Genomic DNA, 20,319 nt, shown 5'->3' with positions numbered 1-20,319 from the left:
AGCCAGCCCCATGCGCTGAATCCGCATGGGGTTGGTGTTTTAGCTAGTTCCTGGTGTGATGCTTTTCCTCTTACCTGGTAATACCCATGTTCAGTCCAGATAGTCCGATCGGCGAATTTGTTTCCATTTCGACACATGTCGCACCGTCCGTCGTCAAGACGACTGGTGGCGACTATCTGTTGATCTGGCATCTGGCTGGCTTGCCCTTCGTTGGGCGTGACGAATTCGAGCTCGAGCAGCGGCACAACACCTTTAATCGGTTGCTGCAAACTTTGCGCGCGCCGGATTTCGCCAATATCGCGTTCTGGGTTCATGACGTTCGCCGTCGTCGAAAGATTGGCACGGGCGGGCGCTTCAAGCAATCGTTCAATCAGACGTTGTCTGACGAGTATTACGCGGCGCTGTCCTCGCAAAAAATCATGCAAAACGAGTTGTACTTCAGCATGATCTATCGTCCCGTCGTTACGGGACGACGTCTGGTAGAAAAGTCTGTCAATCCAGACAAGATCAGGGCTGAGGAAGAGCAGGCCATCTCCAAGATCGTCGAGTTGGCCACGAACGTTGAAGCAGTGCTAAAGGACTATTCGCCCTATCGCCTTGGCATGTATGAAGCCAAGAATGGCGTCGTGTTCTCCGAGACATTGGAGTTCCTCGGTTACTTGCTCAACCGGATCGACGAGCCTGTTCCGGTGCTGCAGGCGCCTGTGCCGGCGTATCTGCCTGTCAGCAAGCACATGTTTGCCAACAAGACCGGCGATTTTGTCATTCGCACCCCGGATGGCATCAATCACTTTGGTGCGATCCTCAACGTCAAGGAATATGCCGACGGAACCTATCCCGGCATTCTCAATGGCCTGAAGTATCTCGATTTCGAGTATGTGATGACGCATTCGTTCAGCCCGGTCGGGCGTCACGATGCCTTGAAGGTATTGGAACGCACCAAGGGGATGATGATTTCTTCGGGTGACAAGTCGTCCAGCCAGATCCGCGACCTGGACCTGGCGATGGATGATGTTGCCTCCGGAAACTTCGTATTGGGCGAATATCACTTTACCTTGGCGGTCTATGCCGATAGCCAGGAGAAGTTGGCCAGGCAGATCGCGACGACACGCGCCGAATTGTCCAACGCCGGTTTCGTGTCCGCCAAGGAAGATCTGGCAATCGCCTCCTCGTTCTATGCGCAGCTGCCGGGCAACTGGCGCTTCCGCACGCGTATCGCCAACCTGAGTTCGCTCAATTTTCTCGGCTTGTCGCCGCTGCACAACTTTGCCCAGGGTAAGCAGCAGAACAACCCGTGGGGCGACTGTGTCACCACGCTGCAGACCACCAATGGGCAGCCGTATTACTTCAACTTCCACGCCACGCATCCGGCCGAGAATTCCCTCGGCGAGAAGGCGATCGGCAACACGATGGTGATCGGCAAGTCCGGTACCGGCAAGACGGCGCTGATCAACTTCCTGCTGAGCCAGGTACAGAAGTTCGATCCGATCCCGACCATTTTCTTCTTCGACAAGGACCGCGGCGCGGAGATCTTCGTGCGCGCCTGTGGCGGCAATTATCTGGCGCTGGAAAACGGCGTGCCGACCGGCTTCAACCCGTTCCAGTGCGAGCGTAATGAGGCCAACACGCAGTTCCTCGCCGAATTGATCAAGGTGCTGGGCGGCAAGCCCGAATACAGCGCCCGCGAGGAAGAAGACATCTATCGTGCGGTGGAAGGCATGCTGGACACGCCCATGCACCTGCGCAGTATGAGTAACTTCCGCAAGAGCCTGCCCAACATGGGCGACGATGGGTTGTATGCGCGCCTGCGTCGCTGGACAGCCGGTAACTCGCTAGGCTGGGTGTTCGACAACCCCGTCGATACCATCGACCTGACGCGCGCCTCGATCATCGGCTTCGACTACACCGATGTGATCGATAACGCCGAAGTCCGAGTGCCGGTGATCAATTACCTGCTGCACCGCCTGGAAGCGTTGATCGATGGCCGCCCGCTCATCTATGTGATGGACGAGTTCTGGAAGATCCTCGATGGCAAGGGGGGCCTGAAAGAGTTCGCCAAGAACAAACAGAAGACCATCCGTAAGCAGAACGGCCTGGGCATCTTCGCCACGCAGAGCCCGGAGGACGCCCTGGCCAGCGACATCGCTGCGGCGCTGATCGAGCAGACCGCCACGATGATCCTGCTGCCCAATCCCAACGCCAGTCGCGACGATTACATTGAAGGCCTCAAACTGACCGATGCCGAGTACCAGGTGGTGGTCTCGCTGGACGAGCGCTCGCGCTGCTTCCTGGTCAAGCAAGGCCATGCGTCTGCGGTGTGCCAGCTCAACCTGCGTGGGATGGACGACGCACTGTCGGTGATTTCGTCCTCGACCGACAACATCGAGATCATGCATCAGATCCTGGCCGGCAAGGCCAGCAAGCTGGGCGTCACCGTCGATCAGCTGACGCCCGAGCAATGGCTGAGCGATTTCTATGCCAACCGCAAGGGGTCTGGGAAGCGCAAAGCCGTCAAAGACAAGGAGGCCGAAGATGCGTAGTCCCCATCATCGGCAGCACACTTTCCACGTATCAACTTCATCTGTGTCAGGAGGCAAAAACACCATGGCAACCAAGTTCAGGCATTTTTCTCGCGTGTTCACGGGACTGGTGCTGCTCTGCATGGCCGGAGCCGCGAGTGCGCAGTGGGAAGTCGTCGACAAGGACCTCAACAAAAAAGTGGAAGAGGTTCAAGATTCGCTGAAGCTTGGCAAAAAGCCCAAGGACAAGGACAGCGGGACAGAAGTCGATAAGCCCAAGGAAGAGATCAAGGTGGTCCCGGACGACTACGGGATTTCGGATTGCTCGAGCACCACGGCAGGCACGCCGGTGGCGACCCAGCAGAAGGAAGGGTGCGAGCTGATCCAGCGCACGCGCAATTCGCAGTACAACTACATGGTGGCGATGTATGACATCACCAAAAAGCGTCTTGAGCGCTTGCGCAAGATTGAACAAGAGCGCACAGAGATCAAAGACACTGAACTCGGTAAGTTGGAAGACAACACCAATAAGCTGATCGCGCTGAAGACGCTGATGGACATTGATCGCCAGCAAATGGAGTCGGCGATGTTTGCGTATCAAACGCGGCTGGGCTTCTTGACCAAGCAACAGGATGCGCAGGCATGGGCGGCGATGCGGGGCAAGAAGGCGCCCTCCGGCGATCCCTCCAGTCAAGGAGGGGTAGGCAGCTTCTTCGAGAGTCTGGGCAACACCTTGGGCGATTTCGGCAAGTCGGTGGTCGCCGGGGTCGCCATGAAGGCGGCGTTGGACTCGGTCAGGTCCGACAAGCCCAGCGATATGAAGCCATTGGAGTTGGGCAAGTGAGATCTCGGCACGCGCAGTAGGCGCGTGCCGTCGCAGGTGTAATCGAACCCGGAGCAGCGAGTGCTCCACGGCCTGGCCGTCCAGTGGAATGTGGTGACATATGGATTTTCTGAGCAGTCTTGGTAATTACGCGTTCTTCTCGCTGATCAATGATTTCCTGCGCGACGAGATCGACATTTTTCAGTGGACGCTCCTGCAGCGCACCTCGGCCTTGATTGGCATTGTGTCCCTGACGGTGTTGACGCTGTGGGTCATGTTCCAGGGGTATCGCATCGTGACAGGCCAGTCCCGCGAGGCGGCCATGGGCTTGGTGGTGACGGCGTTGCGCGCGGCGCTGATCATCGGTCTGGCGACGAGCATGGCCGAAGGTTCGTCGAAACTGTACTGGACGCTGACTGACGGTGTTAGCCAGTCTATTACCCAAGTGGTGACCGGGGATTCGGAAAGTCCCTACGATGCGATCGACAAGAATCTGGGCTTGATGCAGATTGCGATGATGAGCATTGATCAGATCCAGACAGCAGGCAACCAACAGCGCGACGACGAGAAGACGCGTGCGCGCTGGTTCACTGGGGTAGGGATGGCAGGCCCCGGCGTGGTGGGGGGCTCACTGCTGCTGTTGAACAAGATTGGTATGGCGCTGTTTGTAGGCTTCGGTCCCTTGTTCATCATGTGCCTGCTGTTCCAGGCGACGAAGTCGTTGTTCAGCAAGTGGCTGCTATACGGGTTAGGTATGGTGTTTTCGTTGTCGGTGCTGAGCTTCACGGTGAGCCTGGCAACGAAGGTGATCGGCGCAGTGGCTGTCGCATTCCTGGTGAAGTACGCGATGCCAGGAAACAGTGGCGAGGGCATCAGCAGCATGGCATTGCAACAAGGAGGGCTTGGCTTGGTCATGACAACCTTGATCGTCACCGCACCACCGATGGCAGCGGCCTTCTTCCAGGGCACGCTGGGTCAGTTCACGGCGTACTCGGCGCTGGGGCAGCTTGACCGGGCCAATCAGGAGCCGGGGGCTGGTAGGCCTTATCAGCCGTCGGAGCCGGCTCCCAGGAGCGAGACAAAAACCGCTACTACGGAGCAGCTAGGTGGTCGAGTGGCAGGAGTTCCGCAACAAGAGAATCCCCAAAGCGATGGGCGTTTAGGAAAAGCTAATGCTTAATTCAAACTTGATGCGCAATATTCTCTATATGTCACTTGCTATTTGGTGTGGCTTTCCTTTCGCAGCTTTTGCACAGACTGCCTGCCCAAACGGCGTTGCGCCTGGAAGCCCTCAATGTGGACCTGATTCAGGCACATCAAGGGCTAATCCAGCTCCGCCCCAGCCTACGGGTAGGTGGATAAAAACATGGGGGGCCTTGGCTAAGAACTCCTCGGGAGACATGGGATTTTCCGCTGGAAAAATTGAGAAGGATAACGCTGAGGCAGAGGCTATTAGTCGCTGCGAATCTTTTGGAGCTGGAAGTTGCCAAGTTTTTGAAACTTTTAATAATCAATGTATTTCTACCGCAGTTTCCTCGTCTGGTCAGGCAGGCATTGCTATCGCACCTACTAAAGAGAAAGCATCCAGCTTGGCTACTGAAAAATGCGAAAAAAGTTTCGCTAGCGTGTGTAAAATAACACTTGCTGAGTGCACTCGACCTATTTTTGAGAAGTTTTAGTTGGGTAATTGACTGTGGTAGCTGTTTTCTGTTGGAGATATCTGGTCTGGCGCGGCTGTGAATAAAATATCTGCGACAGAGATAGAAGGAAGGACGTGATTTATCATGTGGCTATGGAAGTGAGTGATTTATTTGTCTTCAGGTTGCGCTAGGGTGGTTCTTAACTAATGCTGAAATACAGCATTGAGTTAAATGGATTTTATTTAAGTGAGATTTTTGTGATAAAAATTACAAGAAATCTAACCGGCGGTTTGTTGCTCAGTGGGTTTTTGCTGCTTGCAGCATGTAAGCAAGAAGCTGCCCCAGAAAAAGTGGCTGTCATTCCTCTTGAAAAACAGCAAAATTTGCAAGGAAGCCGAAGTACAACTGTGTCTCAGACCAGAAGTTCAGAAGGAGCCGAACGAATGACATCACTTTACCAAGTTGTTTCGTTACTTGTTGCCAAGAACGGCACGCCTTGGGCGATCTTTGATTCAGTTCCCGGTGTGCAGTGGCGCGATACCTCCCCAAAATCTAATTCCGATAGCACAGATCCCGAGAGTGCGCAGTATCGCAGCGGAACCTTGCTGCTCGATGGATTCGGCGCGGTAGATGTGCCGGATGGAGGCGAGGGTGCAGAGGTCGCGCCGAAGCAAGCCAATGAAGGCGAGTCAGGCATCACGCTCAATGGCGATGCGCAGAGTGTGCAATCCATTGCAGTGAAGAAGTTCTACGCTAGTCCAGAGTATGCCGAAGTCTTGAAGCGCCAGTTGCCGGCGGCTACATCGGTGCGATTGATCGCAGACAAGTGTGGGGGAGATGATGACGATGGGCCTGATTTATTGCAGACCAAGTTCTATGCGATCGGTCTTGATGCAGGTGAGGCATTTGTAGAGGCCTATCTAGACGATGGTACAGAAACGCGTGGGCCAGGCTCCACAACGTTCGTTTTTACGAAAACCAAGCCACAAAAAAGAATTCAAGCGCTGCAATGTAAAGAGTTATGAAGTAGTCACCCTCAGGCACCAGTAGAAGGCTGGTGTTTTTCCTTAACCGTCATATCCAGAGGACATGCATCATGGCTGATAGACGAGAAAGAGCGGCGGCCACCGCTCAAAGCTACGATCAAGGCAACATCACGGGTCTCGATGACGCAATGACGCGTCGTCTGATTGCATCAACCGTCATGACCGAAAGCAATGGCGGCGATTTGCAGATTACTAATAAACAGGGTTACGTCGGTCGTTATCAAGCAGGGGCAGGCTGGTTAGCCGATGCGGGATACGTAGATCGTTCCAAGCTCAACGACGCGATGACCGATGCCGGTTTCGATCCACAAAAGGTACGTGGTGCGGAATGGAAGTGGGCGAGTAGCGGTGGTATGACGCGTTTTCTTGAGGACTCCTCTAACTGGAAGAACGGGTTGAGCCTTGAGCAATACAAGTCATCGGCCGCATTGCAGGATGGTGCGTTCAAGATCAACAGCGACAAGGCTTATAGCCAAGCGATCCGCAATGGCGTGTTGGACGAAGGTGATGATCCAGCCAAGGTGGCAGGCTTTCTGAAAGCCCGCCATATCTCAGGCTACGGTGGTGCTCGCGAAGCTGTCACTGGCGGTCGGGTCATCAGCGACAGCAACGGCACCAGCAATTATGACTACATGCACGACATCACACGTAATCGTGATGGAATGGATCAATACATGCAGCCGGGCCGTTCGCATGCGGTGCACGCCAATACTTCGGCTGCACCTCAGCTGCCGGCGCGCGATGCATCGCATGACGGCAAACTGGAACAAGGCGAGCGCGGCGAGCAAGTGAAGCAGCTGCAAGGCCAGCTTGCCCAGCTTGGCGCAATCGGCCGCGATGGCAAGCCGCTGCAGGCGGACGGCGACTTCGGCGGCAACACCAAATACGCCGTCGAGCAATTCCAGCGCGAGCGTGGTTTGCAGGTAGATGGTGTGGTGGGTAACCAGACGCAGGCAGCCTTGGGGCAGGCACTGTCGCAGCAAACGGCCAAGCAAGCCGAGCAGACGGCTGCTCCCGCTGTGCAGGCACAGTCAGCATCTGGTCCCCTGCTGTCCGACCCTCGCCATCCAGACAACGCGATGTACAACGGTGCGGTCAGCAAGCTGGAAGCCTTGGGCGAGCGTGGCGGCTTTGCCAACCGCAAAGAACTTGAGCAGGCAGCAGGCCAAATCGTGTTTGAGGCCAAGGTCAGCGGTATGCAACGTATCGATCATGTAGTGCCCAACAAGAGTGGCGACGGCTTCTTTGCAGTGCAGGGCGAGATGAACAACCCGGCGATGGAGCGTGTGTTCGTAGACCGCAACCAGGCGCAGAACCGTCCGTTGGAGCAGAACAGCCAACTGGTGGCTGAGGAAACCCAGCGTCAGGTGCAGCAGCAAGCGCAGATGCAGCCGCAGGGCCCGGATACGCGCGGCCCTACGCTGTAATCAACGCTATAGCGACTGCACACAGGATGGCCTTGGCATTGCCAAGGCCATTTTGCTTTAGGACGGCTGCCTCGCGTGTTAGAGAGGACGACGTGCATTTCAGGCCGCGTGTTTCTCCAGCAGTCATTTTTTAGTTCATTCCAAGTTCATCACTGTTGCAGATCAAGAAGGACGTCTCTGCCAGCGCTTTCTGATTGCCCGCATCTTCCTGCTCAACCGCATCGATGAGCCTGTCCCGGTGCTGCAGGCGCCTGTACCGGCGTATCTGCCTGTCAGCAAGCACATGTTTGCCAACAAGACCGGCGATTTTGTCATTCGCACCCCGGATGGCATCAATCACTTTGGTGCGATCCTCAACGTCAAGGAATATGCCGACGGAACCTATCCCGGCATTCTCAATGGCCTGAAGTATCTCGATTTCGAGTATGTGATGACGCATTCGTTCAGCCCGGTCGGGCGTCACGATGCCTTGAAGGTATTGGAACGCACCAAGGGGATGATGATTTCTTCGGGTGACAAGTCGTCCAGCCAGATCCGCGACCTGGACCTGGCGATGGATGATGTTGCCTCCGGAAACTTCGTATTGGGCGAATATCACTTTACCTTGGCGGTCTATGCCGATAGCCAGGAGAAGTTGGCCAGGCAGATCGCGACGACACGCGCCGAATTGTCCAACGCCGGTTTCGTGTCCGCCAAGGAAGATCTGGCAATCGCCTCCTCGTTCTATGCGCAGCTGCCGGGCAACTGGCGCTTCCGCACGCGTATCGCCAACCTGAGTTCGCTCAATTTTCTCGGCTTGTCGCCGCTGCACAACTTTGCCCAGGGTAAGCAGCAGAACAACCCGTGGGGCGACTGTGTCACCACGCTGCAGACCACCAATGGGCAGCCGTATTACTTCAACTTCCACGCCACGCATCCGGCCGAGAATTCCCTCGGCGAGAAGGCGATCGGCAACACGATGGTGATCGGCAAGTCCGGTACCGGCAAGACGGCGCTGATCAACTTCCTGCTGAGCCAGGTACAGAAGTTCGATCCGATCCCGACCATTTTCTTCTTCGACAAGGACCGCGGCGCGGAGATCTTCGTGCGCGCCTGTGGCGGCAATTATCTGGCGCTGGAAAACGGCGTGCCGACCGGCTTCAACCCGTTCCAGTGCGAGCGTAATGAGGCCAACACGCAGTTCCTCGCCGAATTGATCAAGGTGCTGGGCGGCAAGCCCGAATACAGCGCCCGCGAGGAAGAAGACATCTATCGTGCGGTGGAAGGCATGCTGGATACGCCCATGCACCTTCGCAGCATGAGCAATTTCCGCAAGAGCCTGCCCAACATGGGCGACGATGGCCTGTATGCGCGCCTGCGTCGCTGGACGGCCGGTAACTCGCTAGGCTGGGTGTTCGACAACCCCGTCGATACCATCGACCTGACGCGCGCCTCGATCATCGGCTTCGACTACACCGATGTGATCGATAACGCCGAAGTCCGAGTGCCGGTGATCAATTACTTGCTGCACCGCCTGGAAGCGTTGATCGACGGCCGCCCGTTGATCTACGTGATGGACGAATTCTGGAAGATCCTGGACGGCAAGGGCGGTTTGAAGGAATTCGCCAAGAACAAGCAGAAGACCATCCGTAAGCAGAACGGCCTGGGCATCTTCGCCACGCAGAGCCCGGAAGACGCGCTGGCCAGCGACATCGCGGCCGCGCTGATCGAGCAGACCGCCACGATGATCCTGCTGCCCAATCCCAACGCCAGTCGCGACGATTACATTGAAGGCCTCAAACTGACCGATGCCGAGTACCAGGTGGTGGTCTCGCTGGACGAGCGCTCGCGCTGCTTCCTGGTCAAGCAAGGCCATGCGTCTGCGGTGTGCCAGCTCAACCTGCGTGGGATGGACGACGCACTGTCGGTGATTTCGTCCTCGACCGACAACATCGAGATCATGCATCAGATCCTGGCCGGCAAGGCCAGCAAGCTGGGCGTCACCGTCGATCAGCTGACGCCCGAGCAATGGCTGAGCGATTTCTATGCCAACCGCAAGGGGTCTGGGAAGCGCAAAGCCGTCAAAGACAAGGAGGCCGAAGATGCGTAGTCCCCATCATCGGCAGCACACTTTCCACGTATCAACTTCATCTGTGTCAGGAGGCAAAAACACCATGGCAACCAAGTTCAGGCATTTTTCTCGCGTGTTCACGGGACTGGTGCTGCTCTGCATGGCCGGAGCCGCGAGTGCGCAGTGGGAAGTCGTCGACAAGGACCTCAACAAAAAAGTGGAAGAGGTTCAAGATTCGCTGAAGCTTGGCAAAAAGCCTAGAGCGTGTTATGAACTTTGAAATAGAGCGGCTGCATTTCCAAGCATCAGGATCGTGAAGACGACAAAGTGCAAACCGGCCAACGTTTCCGGCAATCGCTCATAGTCGCGCGCCAGTCGTCTGAAGCGATTGACCCAGCCGAAGCTGCGCTCGACAACCCAGCGGCGCGGCAGCAAGACAAACCTTTCTTCGCTTCTTGCAGCTTGATGACGTGCAACTCAATGCCCTCTTCCTTAGCCGCTTGCGCCGGTTCTTGGCCGGTATAGCCCTGATCCACAAAAGCGATCTTGACCGTTTCACCGGTCACGTGTTGTACCTCCTGGGCCAACGAACGGACCTGTGCGCGTTCCTGCTCGTTGGCCGGCGTGACCTGGACGGCAAGCAGATGTCCCAGCGTATCGACGGCCATATGCACCTTGCTGCCTTTCTTGCGCTTATAGCCATCGTATCCAGCACGCGGCCCGCTTTCACAGGTGGACTGCAGCGTCCGGCCATCAAAAATCACCGCGCTCGGCTGGCCTTTCTTCCCCTGTGCCACACGCAAGAGTGAGCGCAGATCGCTGACCATGGCCTCAAAGCAGCCAGCCTGCAGCCAGCGCTGCGTTTGCTGATACACCGCTTCCCAAGGCGGGAAATCGTTGGGAAGCAATCGCCACGGTGTGCCGGCGCGTGCGATCCAGCGCAGTGCGTTAAACATCGCGCGTAGCGCGTATTTGCGCTGCGGTGCTTGCGCATCCATCAGTGTGAGATATGGCGCAGCGAAGGCCCATTCTTCGTCGGAGATATCGGTTGGATATGGCTTACGAGGCTTCATCCGTATACGTTATCGTGACAAGGGCAAAGTTCATAACACGCTCTAGTCAAGAGAACACTAGCGGTAGTCGTGGCCTTGCGAAAAATTAATCTTCGTCATTAAGGGCACTCCCATGATTCGTTTTAGATTCTTGTTTGTACTGAACTTATTTCTATCCGGCGTCGCACTTGGGCAGACTGCATGTCCTGTCGGAGTAGCGCCTGGCAGTCCGCAGTGTGGACCAGACTCTGGTACATCAAGAGGGGATATTCCGGATCCGCCACCGAGACCTACGGGTGAGTGGTTAAAAACATGGGGCGCAATTGCAGGGTCGAACGCAACTGGCGAGAGTGGCGCCGTTACAGGTAAATTAAGCCGTCAAGAGGCTGAAAGAAAAGCCGTTCAACTATGCGCAGAAGGCGGAGCTACAGATTGCAAGGTGGATTTAAGTTATAAAAATCAGTGCGCAGCATCGGTTTCTTCGGATAAGAAAAGTTTTTTTCAGGGTGCCGAGAGTAAGGGTATTGCAATTAACCTTGCTATGAGAGATTGTAAAGACCATGGTGGTGGCGAGTGTAAAGTCATCTATTCTGGGTGTTCGGATCCGATATTTAAGAAGTACTAAATCGCATTTATTTTTTTTGAATACTATAATCGTTTAAAAAAATTTTCATATTATCTGTCGCTGCGATGTGTGGATATTTTGGTTGGATCTAAAATGCCATCAAAGAGCAAAATTTTATATCTTCTGGTTTCTGTTGCAGTGTTATTGGGTGCATGCGAAGGTGATGCGCCCAGTCAAAAAATGAGCGCTAACTTTCAGGGAAGTAAAACAGAGGCGCAGCAAAGCGAATTTAAATCTCTGCCTCAGGTTGGTGAATCGCAAGGAATAAGACAAATGACGCCGCTCCATCAGGTCGTCTTCCTATTTGTCACTCAAGATAATGCTCCTTGGTCAAGCTTCGATGGCGCTAACAAGGTGCGTTGGCGAAAAGCTTCACCGCAGCCAAATCCTGATAGCAACAGTCCAGAGAACTTGCGTTTCCGAGAAGGTACTCTCCTTCTGGATGGTTTCGGCATTGTTGACGTGCCTGATGGAAATCAAGGTGCAGAGGCGGGAGTGAAGAAAGTAAATGAGGGTGAGTCAGGTGTCACCCTTAACGGAGATGCGCAGAATGTGCACTCGATTGCGGTAAAGAAGTTTTATGTTAGTCCTGAGTATGCTGATGTAGTAAAGCGCCAGTTGCCCTCCGCAACGTCACTTCGGTTGATTGCGGGAGATTGCGCCGCAGACTTAGGAGAGGATGTCCCTGATACTCAGACGAAATTTTTCGAAGTGGTTCTCGATGGTCATCAACTATTCCTGGAAGCGTATGTTGACGACGGCGAGGGTTCGCGGGGGCCTGGCTACACCACTTTTCTGTTTACCAAAGAAAAGCCCGACAAGAGGATAGAAGAGTTGCAATGTAAGGCGCGTTAACCGCAGCATCCGGCACCGCTAGATGGTGGTGCATTACCCAACCGTCATATCCAGAGGACATGAAACATGGCTGATAGACGAGAAAAAGCGGCGGCCACCGCTCAGGCTTATAGCCAAGGGAATATTGCTGGTCTTGATGACCATGCTACGCGTCGGTTGATCGCTTCAACTGTCATGACAGAAAGTAATGGCGGGGATCTATCGATAACTAATAAGCAAGGTTATGTCGGCCGATATCAAGCGGGTGCTGGTTGGCTTGCGGATGCAGGATATGTCGATAGTGCGAAGCTCAACTCTGCAATGCGGGATGCTGGTTTCGATCCGGAGAAGGTTCGGGGTGCAGAGTGGAAATGGGCTACCAGTGGTGGAATGACAAAGTTTCTTGAAGATTCGTCCAATTGGAAAGATGGACTAAATCTTCAAAAATACAGGGGTTCTGCGGAGTTACAGGACGGCGCCTTTAAGATAAATAGTGATAAGTCGTATCGTCAGGCAGTGCGTGATGGGGTGCTCGATAGTGACGACAGTTCAACAAAAGTAGCCGGGTTCTTGAAGGCTCGTCATATCTCAGGTTACGGCGGCGCGCGCGCAGCGATAACTGGTGGACGAGAGTTTAGTGACAGCAACGGCACCAGCAACTACGATTACATGCACGACATCACACGTAATCGTGATGGAATGGATCAATACATGCAGCCGGGCCGTTCGCATGCCATGCATGCGAATACCTCGGCTGTGCCTCAGCAGCCGAAGCGCGATGCATCCCATGACGGCAAACTAGGGCAAGGCGAGCGCGGCGAGCAGGTGAAACAGCTGCAAGGCCAACTTGCCCAGCTAGGTGCCATCGGCCGCGACGGCAAGCCACTACAGGCAGACGGCGACTTCGGCGGCAACACAAAATATGCGGTCGAGCAATTCCAGCGCGAGCACGGGTTGCAGATAGACGGCGTCGCAGGTCAGCAGACCCAGGCAGCTTTGGCCAAGGCGTTGACCCAGGCGGCACCCAAGCAACCTGAGCACACGGCCGCGCCTGTTGCGCCGGCACAGGCAGCCTCCAGCCCCTTGTTGTCTGACCCGCGCCATCCCGACAACGTGATGTATAACGGCGCAGTGAGTAAGCTCGAAGCGCTGGGGGAACGTGGCGGCTTTGCCAACCGCAAAGAACTCGAGCAGGCAGCCGGCCAAATCGTGTTTGAGTCAAAGGTCAGTGGGCTCGAACGCATTGATCATGTTGCGCCGAATAAGAGCGGTGACGGTTTCTTTGCGGTGCAAGGTGAGATGACCGACCCGGCGATGCAGCGGTTTTTTGTGGGTCGCGCGCAGGCACAGAACCAGCCTTTGGAAAACAGCAGTCGGCAAGCGGCCTAGGAAAGCCAGCGTCAGGCCAGCCAGGTGCGGGCCCAGGAAACTGCTTCCCGGTCGATGTCCATGTAATTCGGGAGTGTTGGTCGCCGCGCTGCAGTGATTTGGTAAATCGCCAAGGCGGTCCGGAATGTCCGTCTTGGCTCTACTTCTTGCGACCTGCGCGACGAAAACTCGATTTTTTCGTTGAGAGTTGTTGCAGCGCAGGACTGCCTGGGTAGGTATGGTGTCGCTGACGGTGTTAATGCTGTGAATCTTCATCAAAAGCTACCGCATCGTGACTAGCCAGTCACGCGAGGCGGCGATGGGGTTGATGATAACTACGCTGCGGGCGGCGCTGATCATCATCTTGGTCACGAACATGGAGCAAAACTCCTCGCAGCCGTATTGGACTTTTACCGACGGTATCAGCCATGCGCTCACCGTGGACCGGTGACTCCGACGGCCCTACGAGGCGATCGTCAAGCGCCTGATGCTGCCACAGGCGGCGATGTCGGGTTTGTGTCAGGTCAAGACAGGTGGGTGTTAGACGAACATCGTGTCGCACGCGTGAACTCTGTCCGTTCGCTGCACCATCTTGGTCGAGGCAGGACTTGTCTATTGAATACGTATGCGCGGATGAGCTCTGAGTCTGCTACGCCGCTACGCTTATGCCCTTGATGGGCGTCTTTTCTGCCGCCCCCATTGGCCCGGGAGGGGCGTATATGTCGCAGACACCATGGTGGCGCGGGGCCGTCATCTATCAGATTTATCCGCGTAGTTTTCTCGATTCCAATGGCGATGGGGTCGGTGATCTGCCGGGCATCATCGCCAAGCTCGACTACATCGCCGGGTTGGGTGTGGATGCGATCTGGATCTCGCCGTTCTTCAAGTCGCCGATGGCCGATTTCGGCTATGACATTGCGGACTATCGTGCGGTAGATCCGCTGTTTGGGACGTTGGCCGATTTCGATCGCCTGCTCGACAAGGCGCACTCACTTGGCTTGAAGGTGATGATCGACCAAGTACTAAGCCATACCTCGATCGCACATACGTGGTTCCAGGAGAGTCGGCAGGACAGGACCAACCCGAAAGCCGATTGGTACGTGTGGGCCGATCCGCGCGAGGATGGAACGCCGCCGAACAACTGGCTTTCGTTGTTTGGTGGGGTCGCATGGCAGTGGGAGCCGCGGCGTGAGCAGTACTACCTGCACAACTTTCTGGTGGACCAGCCCGATCTCAATTTCCACAACGCCGAGGTGCAGCAGACAGCGCTCGATAACGTGCGGTTCTGGCTGGATCGCGGTGTGGATGGGTTCCGCCTGGATGCGATCAACTTCTGCTTTCACGACGCGCAACTGCGCGATAACCCAGCCAAGCCAGCGGACAAGCGAGTGGGGCGCGGCTTCAGTGCGGACAATCCTTACGCCTACCAATATCATTACTTCAACAACACGCAGCCGGAAAATTTGCCGTTTCTGGAGCGGCTGCGCGGGCTGTTGGACAGCTACCCGGGTGCGGTGAGCCTGGGTGAGATTTCTTCGGAGGATTCGCTGGCGACCACAGCCGAATACACCGCCAAGGGCCGCCTGCATATGGGCTATAGCTTTGAGCTGCTGGTGCAGGATTACAGCGCTGCCTACATCCGCGACACCGTAAGCCGGCTCGAGGCCACCATGTTGGAGGGCTGGCCATGCTGGGCCATTTCCAATCACGACGTAGTGCGCGCGGCAACGCGCTGGGGTGGGGCGCATGCGACGCCGGCGTTCGCGCGGATGGTGGTGGCGCTGCTGTGTTCGCTGCGTGGATCGATCTGCCTATATCAGGGCGAAGAGCTCGGGCTCAGTGAGGCAGAGGTGGCGTTCGAGGACCTGCAGGATCCGTATGGAATAACTTTCTGGCCGACCTTCAAGGGCCGGGATGGCTGCCGTACGCCGATGCCTTGGACCGACGCGCCATCTGCCGGATTCACCAGCGGCAAGCCGTGGCTGCCGTTGGGCGAGGCGCATCGCGCCCATGCGGTGAGTGTGCAGCAGGACGATCCGTTGTCGGTGTTGAGTGCGGTGCGTGCGTTTCTGGCTTGGCGCAAAACGAGGCCGGCGCTGCGTGAGGGATCCATCGCTTTCTACGACACGGCCGAACCGGTGCTGATGTTCCGCCGCGAACACGCCGGCCAGGTTGTGCTGTTGGCATTCAATCTGTCCGCCGATCCTGCCGAGCTGGCCTTGCCTGCCGGCGAGTGGGAGCAGATCGATGTACCTGGTGTCGAGCTTGGGGCGATGGAGGGCGGACACCTACGGCTGGCCGGGCATGCGGTCGCTGCTGCTGTCGGTCGTGGCTGAGTAAGCGCAGCTGAAACCTCTCGGCTTGGAGCAGCTATCAAAGCTACTGCGCAGCCGCCAGGCGGGCGCGGCCGGTGCTCGGAATCGGCATGTACCCCCGTACACTCCGGTTCCTCCGCGCCGTCCGCACCCACCTGACGGCTGCTCGCTACGGTTTGTTAGCCGCTCTTAGAACCTGTTCACGATCTTCTGAGTAATAGGGCCAAGAAGGCCAAATGGATGAACTGCAGGCTGGTGTTGAGTTTGCGCTCGCAGTTCTTCCATAGCCTTCGGTTCTTCTCCAGCCAAGCAAAACTACGTTCGACGATCCATCGCTTGGGCATGACCTTGAAGGTGTGCAGTTCGCTGCGCTTGGCAATCTGCACCGTGAGCTGCTCGCCTAAAATCTCTCGCACGCCGTCGGCGAACCGTACTCCGGTGTAACCGCTGTCGCACAGTAAGCTTCGTACATGCGTCAAGTTTGACTGGCAGCGCTCCAACGCCTGCAGCGCACCTTTGCGGTCGGTCACCTCCGCCGTCGTCACCGCGATTGCATGGGGCAATCCCTGAGTATCAACAGCGACATGCCGCTTGATGCCCGACACCTTCTTGCCCGCGTCATATCCCTTTTGCCCTGCTGTGTCCGTGTTCTTTACGCTCTGCGCGTCCACGATCAAGAACCTGGTGCAGGCGTTGCGCTCCTGTCTGGCGCGGGCCACGCCAACCTGATTTTTTAAGTGCCTGCTCCAGCAGGCTCACTCCCTCATCGTTGCACTCGCTCCACTTGGCAAAGTACGAGTGCACGGTCCGCCACTTCGGAAAGTCGCTGGGGAGCGCTCGCCATTGGCAACCGGTTCGCAGCACGTACAACACTGCGCACCACACCTCATACACATCCACACGGCGTGGCTTGGTGCGCTTACGCGCTTGTTCAAGGATCGGCAGCACGTGTTCGAACTGCTCCCGGCTCATGTCGCTCGGATAGGTTTTTTGGCGCATCCGCATAGTCTGCACTGATCAGGAAAGATCGTGAACAGGTTCTTAGGCTTGAGAGGGTTTTGCAAGCGGGGCGACATTCTCTGCGATGCCGCTCTGTTTTCGTTGCACGCCGATCGTCTTGCGCGCTAGTAGGTCGTTCGATGATCGCTGCCGCGGCATTCCATCTCATTGTTGAGTGGCAGGCGTCATCAGGAACGGCTAGGTTGCTGAAGCGCCTTCCGATCCGTCAGCTGGCTTTGCTCGCACACGGTGTTATGGCCGGCGGCAGCTCGGTACGGTTCTTCCTTAAAAACACCCTTGCTGCCTTTGTAAGCGTGGTGCCAAGCGCATGTGTGCGGCGCGTGGTATGAAAAAGCCGGTTTTATGCCGGTGATTTTCGGTGTGTGGATTGAGCAGGTGTGTATGCGCTGCAAGTTGGCTTGCACGATTTCATGACGTTGATTTCGTTGCGAAGACTTTCAAAGAAAGACTCGCCGGTTTGATCTCCACGGGTCTTTTTATGCGGGGGGCAAAATAGAAATGCCGTTTCGGCGTGACGCGTTTGATTGTCCGATCCTTGCTTGTTTCGTCAAAAGCAATGTCAATCGTGTAGCGCTACTTTGCGATCTGTGCCGAAGTGGCTGTCCCGTACCCTCACCCCAACCCCTCTCCCGGTGGGAGAGGGGCTTGTATTGCTGCGGCTTGTGATCGCTGCAGCTTGCACTGTGTCGTTCGTCTTCCAATGTGGCCGGCGGATCTGGGCTGCGATACTCAGCCCAGATCGCGCTGGCGCTTCAGGCGCTTGGTCCCACGCACGTGATGCCAGCCACTCAGAACTTGTAGTTCACACCCAGCACGAAGGTGCGGCCCCATTCGATGTATTCCAGCGGGCGGTCCTTGGTTTCTGCGTAGGTGCGGTACGGCGAGTTGCTGAGGTTGCTGGCCTGCAGTAGCAGGGTCAGGCCGGCCAGGCTGCTGGTGTCGGCAAAATTGTAGCTGATCTGCGCGTCGGTGATGTTCTCGCCGACCACGTAGCGCAGTGTGCGGTTGCCGTTGAAGTTGCCGATCTCGCCGATGAAGTCCGAACGCCGGCGTTGGCTCACGCGTGCCTCGAAGCCCTTGTGCTCGTAATAGGCGGTGAGGTTGTACACGCGCTTGGAGAGACCGGGCAGACTGATGGCGCCATCACCCACGCTGGAGGCGCTTTCCGGGTCGCGGATCTGCACGTCGCTGTCGTTGAAGGTGGCGCTGGCCTGGATGCCGAAGCCTTCCAGCGGGGCGAACACCAGGTCCAGCGGCAGCGAGGCGGTGAGTTCCAGCCCGCGCAGGGTGCCGCCCTTGCCGTTGAACGGGGCGCTGAAGGTGCCGGTGGTCAGCACCGGTGCAGAGCCGGGCGGTGGCACGTAGCCGGCCACTAGTGCGGAGAAGTCGTAGTTGTCGCGGCTCTGGGTGTAGATGTAGCTCTTGAGGTCCTTGTAGAAGAAGGCGGCCGCTACATAGGCGCGGTCGGCGAAGTACTTCTCGTAGGAGATGTCCAGCGCGTTGGCGCGCCACGGGTCGAGCATCGGGTTGCCGCCGCTGGCACCGGGCCGGCCGGTGGAGGTGTCGACGCCGAATTCCAGCGATGCACGCAGTTGGTCCACGCGCGGGCGGGCGACCTGCTTGGCCAATGCGAAGCGCAAGGTCTGCTCATACGGGAACTGGAACGCCAGGTTCAGGCTGGGCAGCCAGTCGCGGTAGGTCTTGCCGTCATCGATGGGCCGCACTTCGCTGCCGACCGGCTGCGAGGCATCCCAGTAATTGGCCTGCGAGGATTGATCGGCGCTCTGAAGCTGCACGCCGATATTGCCGCGCACGCCGACCACGCCCCACTCGGTATCCAGGTTGGCGCGCAGCCAGGCGGTGGTGATCTTTTCTTCGACCGTCCAGGCCTTGGAGACCAGGAACGATGCGTCATCGCTGGGGTTGAACAGCATGTAGCGCGAGACCGTGGCCGGCACGTTCCAGGCGGGCAGGGCGCCGATGCCGGCAAAACCCAGATTGACCGGGGCGTACTGCAGGTCGGCGGCCACGGTGGCTTCGCCTTGCGCGCCGAGCGTGATGTTGCCTTCGGGCTGGGTCTTCTGCTTTTCGCGGTGCGCGTAGTTCACGCCCACGTCCAGATCGGAGAACCAGCTCAGTGCTTCGGGCATCGGGAAGCTGGCCTGCAGGCGAGCGCCCTTGAGCACGTCTTCCACCCGCGGCACCTTGCCGTAGCCGGAGCCATAGATGGTGTTGGTCAGGAACAGCGCATCGGGGTTGGAATAATTCAAGCCCGGGCTGAGTTGCGAGAAGCCATTGCCGTTCACCGACACGCCAACGGTGTCCAGCTGCGGCATCGGCGCGAGCTGGAGATTGTTTTCCAGATTTAGTTCGTCGCGCGTGGCCTTGGAGTAGTTGAGATCGGCGACGATCTTGACCGCGCCCGCAGTGATCTCGTTGTTCCAGCCGAATGCGTCGATCTTGTCTTCGCGCTTGTTGTACATGCCGCGCACCAGCGGGTACACGCCGCTGGCGTTGCCGCCGAGAAACGTGTTGCGGTCGTTGACGCGCACGTCGGTGATGTTCAGGCCCGGCGTGTAACCGCCGTTGTAGTTGCTGAGGTTGAGCTCGAACTGATTGGCAGTATCGATCTGCTCGGCTTCGGTGTGGAAGGCATCCAGGGTGCTGGTCCAGGCGTTGGACGGGCGGTACTGCAGGGTCGCCATTACGCCATCGCGCTTCTGGTTGCCGGTGCGGCGCAACGCCTTGATGCCGTCAGAGAAATACACGCCGTCTGCGACGCCCGGGCGCTGCCGCTGGGCATTGACTTGCTGCCAAGGCTCGTACAGGCCGACCTGGTTTTCCTGGATCGGCATGTCCGTATGTGCGTAGCCGATGGTCAGGCCGATGGTGCGGTCGGCGAACTGATCAATGTAGCTGACGTTGAAGCGGTTGCCGTACGGGTCCACGTTGGCGGCCTTGCCCAGCGAATTGCGCTGGTAGCGGCCACCGATGGCGATCACGCGCTCGTTGTAGCTGAGCGGGCGGGCGGTCTGCATGTCCACGGTACCCGACAGGCCCTGGCCAACCAAGCCGGCATCCGGCGTCTTGTACACGGTGACGCCGCTGACCAGTTCGGACGGGTATTGGTCGAACTCCACGCTGCGGTTGTCGCCGGTGCTGACTACTTCCCGGCCGTTGAGCAGGGTGGTGGAGAAATCCGGCGACAGGCCACGGACGCTGATCACCTGTGCGCGGCCGGCGACGCGCTGCGCGGCCAGGCCAGGCAGGCGCGCCAGCGATTCGGCAATGCTCACATCGGGCAGGCGGCCGATATCTTCGGCCGAGATGGCTTCCACGATCGAGGTGGAATCACGCTTGATCGAAATGGCGCCTTCGATCGCGCGGCGCAGGCCAGTGACCTGCACCTTGTCCAATTCGGTCACTGCACCGGCGTTCTGCTCGGTGCTGGCGGGTGCGTCTGACGGGGCTGCCGTTTGTGCGGCGGCCAACGTCGGTGCCATGGCAACTGCCATGGCGATACTCAGCGCGGTGCGCTTGTGGTTCAACATTTTCCCCTCCCAGGTACATGTTGTTCTTTGATGTTTTGATCCGGCAATT

11 protein-coding genes, 1 other RNA gene and 4 pseudogenes are annotated in these 20,319 nt (G+C 57.2%); 13 read left to right on the top strand and 3 right to left on the bottom strand.

The annotated features are described in order from the left end of the window. The first annotated feature begins 86 nt into the window (after positions 1-86). From ACCQ01_RS13960 to ACCQ01_RS13925, 8 genes and pseudogenes are all read left to right on the top strand, one after another. On the top strand, positions 87-2,540 hold the full coding sequence (locus tag ACCQ01_RS13960) for a VirB4 family type IV secretion/conjugal transfer ATPase (RefSeq protein WP_274316788.1): 2,454 nt from the start codon (positions 87-89) through the stop codon (positions 2,538-2,540). A gap of 64 nt (positions 2,541-2,604) precedes the next feature. Then, positions 2,605-3,363 (top strand): hypothetical protein, encoded by a 759-nt coding sequence (locus ACCQ01_RS13955; protein WP_076054723.1) that lies wholly within the window; start codon positions 2,605-2,607, stop codon positions 3,361-3,363. Between the two features lie 100 nt (positions 3,364-3,463). Continuing rightward, positions 3,464-4,430: pseudogene (locus ACCQ01_RS13950) on the top strand (TrbL/VirB6 family protein); the annotation flags it as partial. A gap of 84 nt (positions 4,431-4,514) precedes the next feature. Beyond that, a complete protein-coding gene (locus tag ACCQ01_RS13945) occupies positions 4,515-5,021 on the top strand; it encodes a DUF4189 domain-containing protein (RefSeq protein WP_228434309.1) in 507 nt (168 codons plus the stop codon). Between the two features lie 167 nt (positions 5,022-5,188). Continuing rightward, entirely contained in the window at positions 5,189-6,007 is an 819-nt protein-coding gene (locus ACCQ01_RS13940) for a hypothetical protein (RefSeq protein ID WP_228434308.1), read from the top strand. A gap of 149 nt (positions 6,008-6,156) precedes the next feature. Further along, positions 6,157-7,455, top strand: coding sequence for an XVIPCD domain-containing protein (locus tag ACCQ01_RS13935; RefSeq protein ID WP_228434312.1), 1,299 nt, complete (start codon positions 6,157-6,159; stop codon positions 7,453-7,455). A gap of 205 nt (positions 7,456-7,660) precedes the next feature. Beyond that, positions 7,661-9,544 (top strand): annotated as a pseudogene (locus ACCQ01_RS13930) (VirB4 family type IV secretion/conjugal transfer ATPase); the annotation flags it as partial. A gap of 64 nt (positions 9,545-9,608) precedes the next feature. Beyond that, on the top strand, positions 9,609-9,785 hold the full coding sequence (locus ACCQ01_RS13925) for a hypothetical protein (RefSeq protein WP_372358911.1): 177 nt from the start codon (positions 9,609-9,611) through the stop codon (positions 9,783-9,785). On the opposite strand, the pseudogene ACCQ01_RS13920 reads toward ACCQ01_RS13925, so the two are convergent. After that, positions 9,773-10,578: pseudogene (locus ACCQ01_RS13920) on the bottom strand (IS5 family transposase). The gene ACCQ01_RS13925 and the pseudogene ACCQ01_RS13920 overlap by 13 nt on opposite strands. A 112-nt stretch (positions 10,579-10,690) precedes the next feature. Between ACCQ01_RS13920 and ACCQ01_RS13915 the strand changes: the two are divergent. From ACCQ01_RS13915 to ACCQ01_RS13895, 5 genes and pseudogenes are all read left to right on the top strand, one after another. After that, the gene (locus ACCQ01_RS13915; RefSeq protein WP_228434338.1) at positions 10,691-11,182 is read left to right on the top strand and encodes a DUF4189 domain-containing protein; all 492 of its coding nucleotides are present in this window, start codon (positions 10,691-10,693) and stop codon (positions 11,180-11,182) included. 69 nt (positions 11,183-11,251) lie between these two features. Continuing rightward, positions 11,252-12,037: a hypothetical protein gene (locus tag ACCQ01_RS13910; protein ID WP_228434341.1), complete on the top strand. Its 786-nt coding sequence runs from the start codon at positions 11,252-11,254 to the stop codon at positions 12,035-12,037. Between the two features lie 174 nt (positions 12,038-12,211). Continuing rightward, positions 12,212-13,402, top strand: a pseudogene (locus ACCQ01_RS13905) (XVIPCD domain-containing protein); the annotation flags it as partial. Between the two features lie 701 nt (positions 13,403-14,103). Next, entirely contained in the window at positions 14,104-15,720 is a 1,617-nt protein-coding gene (locus ACCQ01_RS13900; protein ID WP_228434347.1) for an alpha-glucosidase, read from the top strand. Positions 15,721-15,809: 89 nt separating this feature from the next. After that, positions 15,810-15,884: non-coding RNA, sX9 sRNA (locus ACCQ01_RS13895), on the top strand. A gap of 15 nt (positions 15,885-15,899) precedes the next feature. On the opposite strand, the gene ACCQ01_RS13890 is transcribed toward ACCQ01_RS13895, so the two are convergent. Both ACCQ01_RS13890 and ACCQ01_RS13885 read right to left on the bottom strand, forming a co-directional pair. Next, a protein-coding gene (locus ACCQ01_RS13890) for an IS5 family transposase (RefSeq protein WP_372358808.1) occupies positions 15,900-16,698 on the bottom strand; the annotation gives its coding sequence in 2 pieces (ribosomal slippage) (positions 15,900-16,428 and positions 16,427-16,698; 801 coding nt in all). An 809-nt stretch (positions 16,699-17,507) separates the two neighbouring features. After that, the gene (locus ACCQ01_RS13885) at positions 17,508-20,270 is read right to left on the bottom strand and encodes a TonB-dependent receptor (RefSeq protein WP_228432328.1); all 2,763 of its coding nucleotides are present in this window, start codon (positions 20,268-20,270) and stop codon (positions 17,508-17,510) included. Positions 20,271-20,319: the final 49 nt, after the last annotated feature.

Origin of the sequence: Xanthomonas sp. NCPPB 4037 (genome assembly GCF_041475695.2) — a bacterium.
In the GTDB taxonomy this organism is placed as follows: Bacteria; Pseudomonadota; Gammaproteobacteria; order Xanthomonadales; family Xanthomonadaceae; genus Xanthomonas; species Xanthomonas campestris.
Note: the sequence above shows the minus strand (reverse complement) of the source record. Positions and strands in the feature narration are given on the sequence as shown.

What these genes read in the sequence shown, in the direction of transcription:
- ACCQ01_RS13960 (WP_274316788.1), top strand. Translation starts at nt 87, where the DNA reads ATGTTCAGTCCAGATAGTCCGATCGGCGAATTTGTTTCCATTTCGACA.
- ACCQ01_RS13955 (WP_076054723.1), top strand. Translation starts at nt 2,605, where the DNA reads ATGGCAACCAAGTTCAGGCATTTTTCTCGCGTGTTCACGGGACTGGTG.
- ACCQ01_RS13945 (WP_228434309.1), top strand. Translation starts at nt 4,515, where the DNA reads ATGCTTAATTCAAACTTGATGCGCAATATTCTCTATATGTCACTTGCT.
- ACCQ01_RS13940 (WP_228434308.1), top strand. Translation starts at nt 5,189, where the DNA reads ATGCTGAAATACAGCATTGAGTTAAATGGATTTTATTTAAGTGAGATT.
- ACCQ01_RS13935 (WP_228434312.1), top strand. Translation starts at nt 6,157, where the DNA reads ATGACGCGTCGTCTGATTGCATCAACCGTCATGACCGAAAGCAATGGC.
- ACCQ01_RS13925 (WP_372358911.1), top strand. Translation starts at nt 9,609, where the DNA reads ATGGCAACCAAGTTCAGGCATTTTTCTCGCGTGTTCACGGGACTGGTG.
- ACCQ01_RS13915 (WP_228434338.1), top strand. Translation starts at nt 10,691, where the DNA reads ATGATTCGTTTTAGATTCTTGTTTGTACTGAACTTATTTCTATCCGGC.
- ACCQ01_RS13900 (WP_228434347.1), top strand. Translation starts at nt 14,104, where the DNA reads ATGTCGCAGACACCATGGTGGCGCGGGGCCGTCATCTATCAGATTTAT.
- ACCQ01_RS13885 (WP_228432328.1), bottom strand. Translation starts at nt 20,270, where the DNA reads ATGTTGAACCACAAGCGCACCGCGCTGAGTATCGCCATGGCAGTTGCC.